This window comes from Mangrovibacterium sp., assembly GCF_059905295.1.
The window spans coordinates 1-11882 of sequence record NZ_JBZQJF010000014.1; the positions used below are offsets into that span (position 1 = coordinate 1).

Annotated in this window: 10 protein-coding genes and 1 tRNA gene; all 11 read left to right on the forward strand. The window is 40.1% G+C overall.

The window, feature by feature from the left end:
- Positions 1–64: 64 nt before the first annotated feature.
- The 11 genes from AC37HE_RS00600 to AC37HE_RS00650 all read left to right on the forward strand — a co-directional run bounded on the left by AC37HE_RS00600 (position 65) and on the right by AC37HE_RS00650 (position 11739).
- A tRNA-Lys gene (locus AC37HE_RS00600) sits at positions 65–140 on the forward strand.
- Positions 141–723: 583 nt separating this feature from the next.
- On the forward strand, positions 724–1515 hold the full coding sequence (locus AC37HE_RS00605; RefSeq protein ID WP_500780827.1) for a sulfite exporter TauE/SafE family protein: 792 nt from the start codon (positions 724–726) through the stop codon (positions 1513–1515).
- A gap of 13 nt (positions 1516–1528) precedes the next feature.
- Positions 1529–2257: a phosphatidate cytidylyltransferase gene (locus AC37HE_RS00610; protein WP_500780828.1), complete on the forward strand. Its 729-nt coding sequence runs from the start codon at positions 1529–1531 to the stop codon at positions 2255–2257.
- Positions 2258–2275: 18 nt separating this feature from the next.
- On the forward strand, positions 2276–2950 hold the full coding sequence (locus AC37HE_RS00615) for a diacylglycerol/polyprenol kinase family protein (RefSeq protein ID WP_500780829.1): 675 nt from the start codon (positions 2276–2278) through the stop codon (positions 2948–2950).
- 96 nt (positions 2951–3046) lie between these two features.
- Positions 3047–4147: an SDR family oxidoreductase gene (locus AC37HE_RS00620; RefSeq protein ID WP_500780830.1), complete on the forward strand. Its 1101-nt coding sequence runs from the start codon at positions 3047–3049 to the stop codon at positions 4145–4147.
- Positions 4148–4167: 20 nt separating this feature from the next.
- Entirely contained in the window at positions 4168–4764 is a 597-nt protein-coding gene (locus AC37HE_RS00625; RefSeq protein ID WP_500780831.1) for a CDP-alcohol phosphatidyltransferase family protein, read from the forward strand.
- Between the two features lie 11 nt (positions 4765–4775).
- Positions 4776–7220 carry a DUF5686 and carboxypeptidase-like regulatory domain-containing protein gene (locus AC37HE_RS00630; protein ID WP_500780832.1) on the forward strand — a complete coding sequence of 815 codons (2445 nt, stop codon included), beginning with the start codon at positions 4776–4778 and terminating at the stop codon, positions 7218–7220.
- A 14-nt stretch (positions 7221–7234) separates the two neighbouring features.
- On the forward strand, positions 7235–8029 hold the full coding sequence (locus tag AC37HE_RS00635; protein WP_500780833.1) for an SDR family oxidoreductase: 795 nt from the start codon (positions 7235–7237) through the stop codon (positions 8027–8029).
- A gap of 29 nt (positions 8030–8058) precedes the next feature.
- A complete protein-coding gene (locus tag AC37HE_RS00640) occupies positions 8059–9114 on the forward strand; it encodes a VOC family protein (protein WP_500780834.1) in 1056 nt (351 codons plus the stop codon).
- A 113-nt stretch (positions 9115–9227) separates the two neighbouring features.
- Positions 9228–10556 (forward strand): cobyrinic acid a,c-diamide synthase CobB, encoded by a 1329-nt coding sequence (locus tag AC37HE_RS00645; RefSeq protein WP_500780835.1) that lies wholly within the window; start codon positions 9228–9230, stop codon positions 10554–10556.
- A gap of 841 nt (positions 10557–11397) precedes the next feature.
- Positions 11398–11739 carry a hypothetical protein gene (locus AC37HE_RS00650; RefSeq protein WP_500780836.1) on the forward strand — a complete coding sequence of 114 codons (342 nt, stop codon included), beginning with the start codon at positions 11398–11400 and terminating at the stop codon, positions 11737–11739.
- Positions 11740–11882: the final 143 nt, after the last annotated feature.

The window sequence follows — 11882 nt, forward strand, 5'->3', positions numbered from 1 at the left end:
AGATAGAAATTCAGTTTTTACCTTTGCAGCGCCTTTAACAAAAAAGGCAACACATACAGAGGATGACTCAGTAGCTCAGCTGGTAGAGCACATCCCTTTTAAGGATGGGGTCCTGGGTTCGAACCCCAGCTGAGTCACCAAAAGAGGAGCAATTCGCAAGAGTTGCTCCTCTTATTTTTTCATTTTACCAGCTTGATATGTTCTCCTTTTATTTTTCCATGGATGATTTTCGGTGTTTTGTTAATTTAGATAAACAAGCCTCGTTTTCAACTCTCTTTATTTGTAGATTTTTGTGAGTTTGGTAAGCTTGTTTCATGTGAATTTACGGTTAAGGAGAGCAGTAAAGAAGTATTAAATATTGAATAAAAATTTCTAAGTTTGCTACTAGAATACTGAAATGGTCGGTTAGGAGTGTGAGATATCGGAATGAGTTATTCTGGTTTTTTCATGCTTTTCTTTTGGACTAGTTGTTCATAAGTAGTCTAAATTTGAAATTATTGTAAGGCGTGTGTGTTTTGTTTCAGTATTTTACATTAGTTGTGCTAGTCTAAATGGATTTGTTGATTGATTTTTTTTCGTGAATCGGATTTCAAAACTATATTTGCACATCTATATATTTATATATTTCATCTCGTTTCTTGTAGTGTCGAGTTCTTTATATTTTCGATTAGAAGCAAACATGAAATAGTGGGTTTTCATCCAAATTATTAACGACTAAAGAATATGCTCTTTCATTCCTCTGTTGAGCCGATTTATTTTTTATTGCCTGTCTTAGGATTCTTAATCGGTCTGTTCGGTACGATGCTGGGTGGAGGAGGAGGCTTTTTCTTTTTGCCGATTTTGACACTTCTTATGCATGCTTCTGCGCAAACGGCTGTGATTACTTCATTAGTTGCTACTTTACCTATAGGCATGGTGGGATCATTGGGGCATTATCGAAACGGAAATGTTGATTTGAAGGTTGCCACGCTATTTGTTATAGTTGGGATTACAGGTGCCTTTGCCGGAACTGCAATTACAAGTAGAATTAGTTCGGAACAGTTGAAAGCAGGTTTTGGTGTTTACTCGATTCTGATTGCGGGAAATATCATCTACAGTACATATAAAAAGAAAGAAACCAAAGAGGAGGTTGCTGCATTAACAAAGGGGGCCATGGTTACAAAGAGCTCATTTTTTGGCTTTTTTGCAGGTTTAATTACAGGTACTTTTGGAACAAGTGGAACTGCTCCGGTTTTAGCTGGTTTGTTTTCGCTGCGGATTCCGATTAAGTTGGTCATTGGAACATCGTTGTTGATTGTTTTAGTGAATACCATTTTTGCGATTGGGGCTCATGTTTTTGTGGGACAGATTGATTTGACTTTGGTTTATTTTTTGACCGCAGGGTCCACTCTGGGAGCGATTGCAGGTCCGCGTTTGCTGTCTAAGTCAAAACGCATTGATAGCTCCGAAAATAAGGCACGTTATGGATATGCTCTTGTTATGGTTGCCTTAGGAATTTTAATGATTGTAGGATAGTAACGAATTGCTTATGATTAAAACGATATACTTTATAATACTTGCATATTTTGTTCTTGGTGGAATTGGTTTTTATTTGATAAACCGAAAGAAGGATCCGGTAGTTGCCCGCGAGAGTTACACCAAGTTCATCGCATATTTCTTTATTATTAATATTTTGTTTTTTAGCATTACTATTAACCCGGTGGCATTTCATTATATCGCCTTGGTTATTGGTCTTGTTGGAGTTTACGAACTTTTTAAGCTTTTCCGGCTGCGAAACAGGGCACACAAGCCCTTTTTCTTAGCCTCGCTGGCTGTTTATTTTTTGCTGATGATTGGCTTCTTTTTGTTTAGTCATCTGCCCAAGGAATTGATATTGTATGCTTTTTTAGTACTTTCAATTTTCGATGCTTTTAGCCAGATCAGTGGACAATTGTTCGGGAAAACAAAAATTTTGCCGCGGGTAAGCCCGAATAAAACGTTGGGTGGAGTTGTTGGAGGAGCTTTATTTGCTATAGCCAGTTCTTTTGTTTTGAATAGCCTTTACCAAGGAACGCTTGTGAATGCCGTGGTTCTGGCTGTTGGGATTGTTGTTTTTGCCTTTCTGGGCGATATTGCTGCCTCTTTTTATAAGCGTCGCTTCGAGGTAAAAGATTACAGCAAGTTGATCCCGGGGCATGGTGGTTTTCTCGATCGATTCGATAGCCTGATTGCTGGTGGGGCTTGGGTGGCATTTAGTGTTTATCTCTTGAATTTTTAATAGAAGAATAAAAGTGAAATGGGAAATATTGTTGTTCTGTCGATTGTCTATTTAATCGGAATTGTCTTGTTGTTGATATTTAACGAGCTTAATTATAGACGGTTAAATTTGAAAGGTGAATTTACTCGTAAATTTGCACATTTTGTGGCAACCCTTGCTGTGGTTCCTTTCCCGTATATCTTCCCGTCACATTGGTACATTCTGGTTTTAGCAGTGCTGTTTTTTGCCGTACTGTTTGTAACCCAGTATAGCAAACAATTGAAATCGATTCACGATATCGAAAGGAAGTCGGTGGGAAGTTATTTGCTTCCGTTATCCATTTATGTTACATTTCTAATCGCAAGCCAGCTGAATAATAAGTTTATTTTCATTTTGCCTATGCTTATTTTGGCAGTATGTGATCCAATGGCAGCTATCTTAGGTATTAATATTAAAAACTATAATGGACGAATTAAGCTATTCGGTCATAAGTACGACAAAACCTGGTTGGGATCTGGGGCGTTCCTGGTAACAAGCTTTGTGATCAGCCTCATCGCCTTATATTTTCATCGGGTGTCATTCGACTTTAAAACATTTTGGCTGGCGATGGTTATTGCCGTGGTCAGTACATTGGCCGAGTTTTTCAGTTGGAGAGGTTCTGATAATTTAAGTATACCCTTAAGTGTAGTTTTGGTACTACTACTTTGGTTATAGAACTTTTCTTACGTAACTTGAGTTAAAGAAACAATAAGATACGATTAAAGCCTTGAAACAAACAATTAAAAAGGGAAACCAAAAAAAAATACTTTCATGAAGAGAATCATTATAAACGGTGCAAATGGCTATGTGGCATCAAACTTTATCAACGAGTTATTGAGGCAACATTATGAAGTTATTGCATTGGTACGAGGTAATAAGAAATACTCGGCTGACGAAAGAATGCATGATGTAATGGCAGACATTAATGAAGGTGCATTTTCGACACCAAAAAATTTACGGGTGTTTGATTACTCGCTGTTGGATGAAAATTTCGGTTTACAGGAAGAAACTCTAACCGAATTATTCCAGGGAGATGTTGATTATTATCACTTTGCTGCCAGTTTGAAATACGATTTTAAAGCAAAGGATGAGATTTTTCAAACCAATATGGACGGAGTAGAAAACTCGGTTGCTGTATTTTCGAAATATGCTGGCAGTAACTCGCGCTTCTTCTTTATTAGTACGGCCTATTCATGCGGTAAAATGGCTGGTCGTTTCGAAGAGAAGTTTTATGATATTGCCGATATTGAGGAATTTCGCAATTACTACGAGCAATCAAAACGTTATGCAGAGAACCTGATTCGCAAGCATATGGAGAACGAGGGTTTGAATGCCCATATTCTGCGTCTGTCACAGGTTGTTGGAAATAATATAACAGGGGTAACCAAAACCGATTACGGTATTTTCGATTTTTCGCGTCGTATTCAGAGTTTGGCTGTTCGCAACCCGAACTTGAAATTAAGGATTAAAGTTAATCCGGAGTCAACTCAAAACCTGATTCCTATTGATAAAGTGGTGAGCTACCTGATGCAGACCGTGACGATTAAACAGTTACCGGTTATTTTGAATATTGTAGCTAAAAGTGTTGTCTACAATAGTGATATTCTGAACAGTTTGCATCAACTGTTACCTATCGAACTACATCCGCAAATGGATCTTGAAAAATCTGAGATGAGCGTTCATGAGCGGATTATTTCAATCGGAATGTCGTTTACCGCGAGTTATACAGGTACAAATATTCAATTCGATACAACAAAACTAGATGAAGTAATGGAGGTGGATAACAATGAAGCTACAGCAGAATCCATTCATCGTATGATCACTTACTTCCTGAATGAAAATTCAGATAAAAAAGCCAAAGTAGCTTGTTAATCACCCACAAAGACAAAACAATGAAACAGATAACAGTTCGAGGAGAGAAAATTATAAATGTGCCAAACCTGATTAGTTTATATCGGTTGCTGGCATTTCCGCTGATCTTTTATTTTGCACTGACAGGACAAGAAAAATATTACGTGGTTTTTTTATGTATTAGCTTGGTCAGCGATGTGCTCGATGGTAATATAGCGCGTTATTTTAAGTTGCAAACCAACTTCGGAGCAGCGCTTGATAACCTGGCCGATATTTGTACTTATGCCATGGCATTACTTGGTTTATTTCTGTTTAAATGGACCGAAATTGAGCCTCATGCCTGGATCTTGTATTTGTTCCTGACCGTTTTCGTATTGAGTTATATTGTTGCGTTCACCCGGTTTGGAAAAATCCCGGGATTACACCTCTATTCGGCGGTTTCAGCCGGTTATATCCAAAGCATTTTCTTCTTTGTCCTTTTTGTATTTGGCTTTTATGAGTGGATGTATTATTTGGCAGTTGGTTGGGGTGCATTCGCGTATATTGAGAAGATTCTAGTGTTGTTGCGCCTCGATGATATTCGTATTGGCGTAAAAGGACTTTACTGGCTGTTAAGGAGCGAGAAAAGCGGATCATAAAGTTCGGTTCAATGTTAAGGATATTTACTATCGCCATTTTTGCGGTTGTTGTAAGTTCCGCTGTTTTTGGTCAAGCTGTTACCGGCGTTGTTCGGGAAGCCGACACCAAAGAATCCATTCCTTTTGCTAATATTTGGATTAAAGGAACTATGCAAGGAACGCAATCGGAGTTGGATGGACGGTTTAGCATACCGGCACCGAAAGGAGATACACTTGTTGTTTCGGCAGTTGGCTTTACTCAGCAGGAATTCATTCTGAAGAAAAATCAAAAGAATGTGTTGACTGTTGATATGCAGAAAGATGTGAAGCAGATCGATGAAGTTACTGTAAAGTCGGATATACCCTTTGCACGGGTTGTTTTTAATCAGATCCAGAAACACAAAAAGGAGAACCATGATAAGCTGGAGAAGGTTCCTGCTTATAAGATGCTCGAAAATACAACGGTGTATATCGCCGTAGATACAACAGCGAAGGTTAGTCGTTTTTTCAATAACATGTCTGATGTGACAGTCAGTCTGGAAGGACAGGACATGCGCTTTTCTCCGATTTATTTGGAAGAGGTCGCTGAAAATGTCAGAAGTGATTCTGCAGAAATTGTTTACGATAAGAAAGATGGTATTTTCCCGCGTTCAGAGTCTTTTATCGAGAGTTTTGTGTTGAAAAATGTGGCTGTCGATATGGATTTCTACAAGGAGCACATCCAGATTATGGACCGGGGATATGTATCACCAATTAGCAAAACGGCCTTACTGTTTTATGATATTTATTTCAACGACACTATTTTTCAGAACGGCCGAAAATATTATCATCTGACCTATGCCCCGAAAAATCCCAGGAATCCCTTGTTTTCTGGTAGTTTTACAGTCGATGCAGAGAATTACGCCCTGTGCAAAATTGAAGCCTACATATCGGGTAAGGCAAACCTGAATTTCATTAACGGTTTTCACGGTAATGCCAAATATCAGATCGACCAAGACGGTAATTACTTCTACGATGTACAGAAGGTTGATATTAACATGTCGTTGAAGTCGAATAAGGATTCAACAAATTCCTATAGTTCCAAACGTCTCGAAAATGTTTCGAGTGGTAACTGGTTAATTAATAAGACGACCAGCTATTCAACATCCTCCCGGTTGGCTGATGTCGCTGCCAGGGATTGGAAAACACAACCGGAGTTTGATGTTCGTCATTTGGATGATGATACTTATCAGAGTGTCACGAATCTAAAAAAGGCTCCTATTGTGAAGAATGTTGATCGAATTGGCGGGGTTGCATTGACCAGTTTCTACAACCTGGGAAAGATTGATGTCGGGCCCGTATTTGATATCTATTCCACCAATAAGATTGAAGGTAACCGGATCTCAATTCCGCTACGGACAAGTGAGCAAATGTTTGAACGCTATTCAATTGGTGGTTTTCTGGGCTACGGTACCAAAAATGAGGAATTTAAGTTCGGAGCGAACGTTGACATTCAGCCCGGGAAAACGGATAAGTTATTACTTCGGTTTCGCTACTACAACGATTACAGCCTGATTTCGCAGGATCGTTTTTTGCGTTTTGTCAAGCATAATCCGAACAATAAAGGGAACAGTAACTTTATCGCGATATTTACGACGAAGGAGAAAAATCCCTACTTGAAGGAGGAAAAATACCTGGAAGGACGTATTGAGTATAATACCTCGAACGATTTGCACTTCGAGGCTTCACCTTATTTTGACTGGAACTTTGATACACCTTATGTGTCGTTCACTAAAAACGGAGTGGACTACGATGAATATTTCAATTATGGTGTGCTTCTGGATGCCCGTTTCGCTTTTGGACAGCATTACGACAGGTATTTTTTCGATCGGATTTACTACGTCGATCCAATTCCGGTTATTAACGTGGGTGTTGACTTAGGCCGTGTGTCTGTTCCGGGAATGGGCAGTGATCAGGATTTGTATGCTCGTTTTCATTCATCAATCCAGGGGCGCTTTTTACTGGGCCAAATGTTTATAAACTACATGTTGAATGGCGGGTACTTGTTTGGCAATGCACCCTATGATCAGCTGGATTTGCCGGTTGGTTCAATGTCGTTGGGCTATGCTAAGTTCCGGTTCAATTTATTACACCATGCCTCGTTTGCACATAATGCCTATGTTAATTTACATGCCCACTTGAATGGCGGAGGTGTGGTTTTAAATAAAATTCCGTTGATTCGTAAATTGAAGCTGCGCGAGATCGTGTCGCTGAAAGCACACTACGGAAAACTGACGAATTCTTATCATGGAGTATTCGATCTGCCCGACTTTTTTCATAACGAGAAAAATGCTCCCTATGCTGAAATTGGCTTTGGGGTAACTAATATTTTCAAGGTGTTGCGGGTTGAGTATGTGCGTCAGTTGGGAGGTACCTACAGGAACAGTGAGTTTGCCGATAAAAATGGTATCTTTTTCCGAACGGAAATGAGCTTTTAAACTATATTCAAGGAATGAAAGATCTGAGAGAAAAAGTTGTGTGGATTACCGGGGCTTCTTCCGGCATTGGCGAGGCGCTTGCCTTAGCATTTGCCCGCGAAGGTGCTTACCTTGTTTTGTCGGCTCGGAATCAGGCTAAACTTACCGAGGTTCAACAAAAGTGCTTGCAATATACACCAAAATGCTGGGTACAGACCATCGACCTTTCCCAGATGAATGATTTGAACCCGGCATTTCAGTCGGTGATTAAACAAACGGGGCGTATCGACTTTCTGATCAATAATGCTGGCCGTAGTCAACGGTCATTAGCCAAAGAAACTCCGATAGAGATTGATCGTGAGATTATGGAGTTGAATTTTTTCAGTGTAATTACGCTTACAAAGCTTGTTTTGGCACAAATGCTCCAGCAAGAGGATGGACATTTGGTGGTAATTAGCAGTATTACGGGGAAGTTTGGTTTTCCGTGGCGAACGGCTTACAGTGCATCAAAACATGCTGTACAGGGGTATTTTGAGGCTTTGCGGGCAGAGTTGGTGAATGATCATATCGATGTTACCATTGTTTCACCCGGACGTGTGAATACAAATGTTTCGAAGAATGCCCTTACAGAGACCGGGGAAGCCTACAACAAAATGGACGATGGACAAGCCAATGGTATGCCAGCTGATGAATGTGCTTTGCAAATTGTGAAGGCGATCAAAAAGAACAAAAAAGAAGTATTGGTTGGAAAGAAAGAATTACTGATGGTCCATATTCGTCGTTTTTTGCCGGCTTTGTTTTTTAAGTTGGTGACTAAGATTAAAAACTAGAGCTTAGGCTCTCAAAATAGAATCTCTCTATGAAAAAAAATATTGTTGGTATTCAGCAAGTCGGTGTTGGCGTGGTGAATGCCAAAGAGGCCTGGAAATGGTATCGGAACGTGTTTGGTATGGATATCAACGTTTTTGAAGATACTGCTACGGCCAAACTCATGAAGCATTATACGAATGGTCAGGAATGTGACCGATATGCTGCCTTGGCTATGAATATGGAAGGCGGTGGTGGCTTTGAGATCTGGCAACATACAGGCATGACTCCCAAAGCACCTGTCTTTGATGTCCGGTTAGGCGATGCCGGAATATTTATCATCAAGATGAAATGCCGCGATGTTCAAAAAGCTTTTGATGCCCATCAGGCAATGGGGGTGAATATTCTTAATCAACCGACTAATGATCCACAAGGAAGTTTACATTACTATCTGCTGGATCCATACAATAATATTTTCGAGGTTGTGGAAGACACACATGTTTATGTGGAGCAGAGGTCAGCAACAGGTGGAGTTGCCGGTGTTGTGATTGGTGTCTCCGATATTGATGAGGCTCGAAAGGTTTATTCGGATATTTTGGAGTATGATGAAGTGATTTACGACGAAATGGGTGCGTTCCAGGATTTTGGTGCTCTTCCCGGAGGAACTGAAAAATACCGACGTGTTTTACTGAAGCATAAACCTCGGACTGGCCCTTTTAGTAAAATATTGGGACCAACTCAAATTGAGCTGGTACAAGCGACGGAACGCAAAACTGACCAGATTTTCCGTGACCGTATTTGGGGAGAGTTGGGGTACATTCACTTGTGTTTCGATATTCAGGGAATGGAGTTTCTTCAAAAAGAATGTGATGAAAAAGGCTTTCCTTTCACTGTTAATTCAGCTGATAGTTTCGATATGGGAGTTGCTGCTGGTCATTTCTCTTATATCTCGGATCCGGATGGAACACCAATCGAATTTGTTGAAACGCACAAATTACCGATCATCGAAAAACTGGGTTGGTACATGAACCTGAAAGGTCGTGATCCGAAAAAATCCCTGCCCGATTGGATGGTGAAAACCCTGCGCTTTAATCGGGTAAAAGACTGATAAGTAGCCTTACATGTATTTGGGAAGAGTTATGCGTAAGTCTAACTCTTTTATTTATGCTGCTTGTTTGAACGGAGACTTGATCCTTTTGGGGTACTAACCTTTTAATCTGAATGATAACAGAAAAGCAACATCAAACGGCAGGATTTCTGATTGCTGCCCCAAAAAGTAATTCCGGGAAAACGATTGTGACGCTCGGTATTTTGCGAGCATTGGCACTTCGTGGCCTAAAGGTTCAGCCTTTTAAAATAGGTCCTGATTACATCGATCCGCAACATCATAGTATTGTGGCAGGTAAACCTTCGTACAATCTGGATTGCTGGATGGCATCCGAAACACATGTCCGGGAACTGTTTGCCAAGCATGCCTCCAAAGCTGATGTAGCCGTAGCTGAAGGAGTAATGGGGCTTTTTGATGGCGCCCGGAAGTCGGATGGTAGTTCAGCCGCTTTGGCTAAACTTTTGAACTTACCGGTGATCTTAGTTGTAGATGCAGGCTCAATGGCTTACTCTGCAGCACCGTTGTTGTATGGATTTAAAAACTTTGATCCGGATTTGAACTTGGCGGGAGTCATCTTCAATAAAGTGGGGAGTGCTGCTCATTATAACTATCTGAAGGAAGCTGCCGGGGATGTTGGTGTTCGTTCATTGGGTTATATCCCAAGAGATGAAAGGCTGACAATGGAGTCGCGTCATTTAGGTTTATTTATGCCGGAGGAATTGGGTGATGACCATCCGGTGTCTATTGCTGCCTCGCTTGTTGAACGTCATGTCGATTTGAATGAGTTGTTATCGATAGGTTCGCTTTGTACTTCCGAAGTTGAACTAAAGGAAGAAATAAGTCAACGAGGTAAAATAAAGGTTGCTTATGCACGTGACCGGGCTTTTAACTTTTCTTATCAGGCCAATCTTGATGCGCTGAATCAGCTGGGAGAAGTTTGTTTTTTTAGTCCTTTGGAGGATGAAAATTTCCCTGATGCCGATTTACTGTGGTTGCCGGGGGGCTATCCCGAACTGTTCATAGAGCAATTGTCTGCTAACGAATCAATGCACGAATGTATCCGGCAACATATTGATTCTGGCAAAGCAACGGTTGCTGAATGTGGTGGTATGATGTATCTGGGACAGTCGATTACCAATAAACAAGGGATTAGCTTCCCGATGGTTGGGGCTTTTCAATTCGAAACATCTTTTACCGATATGAAACTTAATCTCGGGTATCGAAAGCTGGTTGATGGTGAGCACGAATGGCGAGGACATGAATTTCATTATTCAACCTTAAATTCGAACGAAAAGAATCAGACCAAGGTGATCGTATTTACTGCTCGACATCGTCTTGTTGATATGCCCGTATTTCGGAAAAATAATGCCTGGGGATCCTATTGCCATTTGTATTTGGGCGAGCTACAAAAAATGAAATCCTTTCTTGATCGGTTGAAATAGTTTTTTGGGGTTTAAGGAAGTTCCAATAATTTTTTCCTAATGCTTTTTTATTATCTCTAACTATTTCATAAAATTTTCCCTCTGCTTTAAGTAATCTCCAATTAGTCCTTTTCTGAAAGTCAGTGAATGCAAGGAGGCTGTCTTTTGTCATCTTTCTTCGGAAGATGTCGAAGTCAGCCAGACAACAGTATATTCCGAATATTCCCGATTTTCAGTTTGACTCTTTCTGCTAGATTCATGGATTGTTTTAACCTTGTAGGGATGATTTCAGGAAGAAATAACCAGGTGCAGGAAAAGACTATAGAACAATTTCTAAAAGTTCAGTATCTTTTAAAAAAAGACTATAGAACAAATTTTAAATGCTCCGTATCTTTTGCCCAAAAGATACGGAGCATTTTGGTGAAAGATACGGATCGTTTTTACAAATGGCAGGTAGCATTTAATAAACCGCCTTTCGTAGTCCTTGTTTTAGCCCTTGAACGCAAGTAAGCATAAGCCGCTATCTTTTTAGCATTTTGCAGGGATATTTTGAAGACTACACCTGATAACCACTGATAACAGAGACAACAGCATATTCAGCCTATCTCCCGACTGGTGATTTCCCGGAATTATGTATTTTTTTTTTATGAATGTGCTGGAAATTATATTCATTTTATTGTACGAATATTTGGAGTTGAATAAAACAATGTCGTAACTTTATTAGGCGAGACAGATTTAGTAATACATTGATAAGAAAAATTCTACAGTGCATTGAAGGTTTTATCGATTTTCATGATCACCCCAAATTTCGGGAACATTAATGCTCAAATTGCTGTATTTATTATTAAAAAGAAGATCTGACATGAATACAGACGAACAAAAAAAACTACATCAATTAGCGTTAAAGCTGGCCAAAGAGATCAGTTTGATTTTGGAGCAGATTGCTGTTTATGAGGCTCGGAATGAGCTGAGTGAGGTGGAGCAGGAGGAGTACCGAAAGTTGAGGATAGTGGTTTGTCAGGCTTTGCCGGTTGTAAGACAGTTGGCTGATGTTTTTGGGCACGAAGCCTTTCAGGCTGCACAGGCCTACTTCTACAAGGTACAGAAAAAGGCTTTGGAAGGTAATGCTTCTGCAATTGAGATTTACAACGAGCTGAAACCGCTTTATGATCAAGCGCTTTTGAGCCAGTTGGACAAGAATTAGGGACCACGGAATAGTTGAAATGCTGTGTTCCCGAAATTTGGATCTGAGAAACAGACTAAAGCCGAGGCTATTGAGCAGATCCTCTTCTTGATGATCATGATCAGGTAAATTGCAAATGAATTGGGTTCTTATTGTTAAAAGCT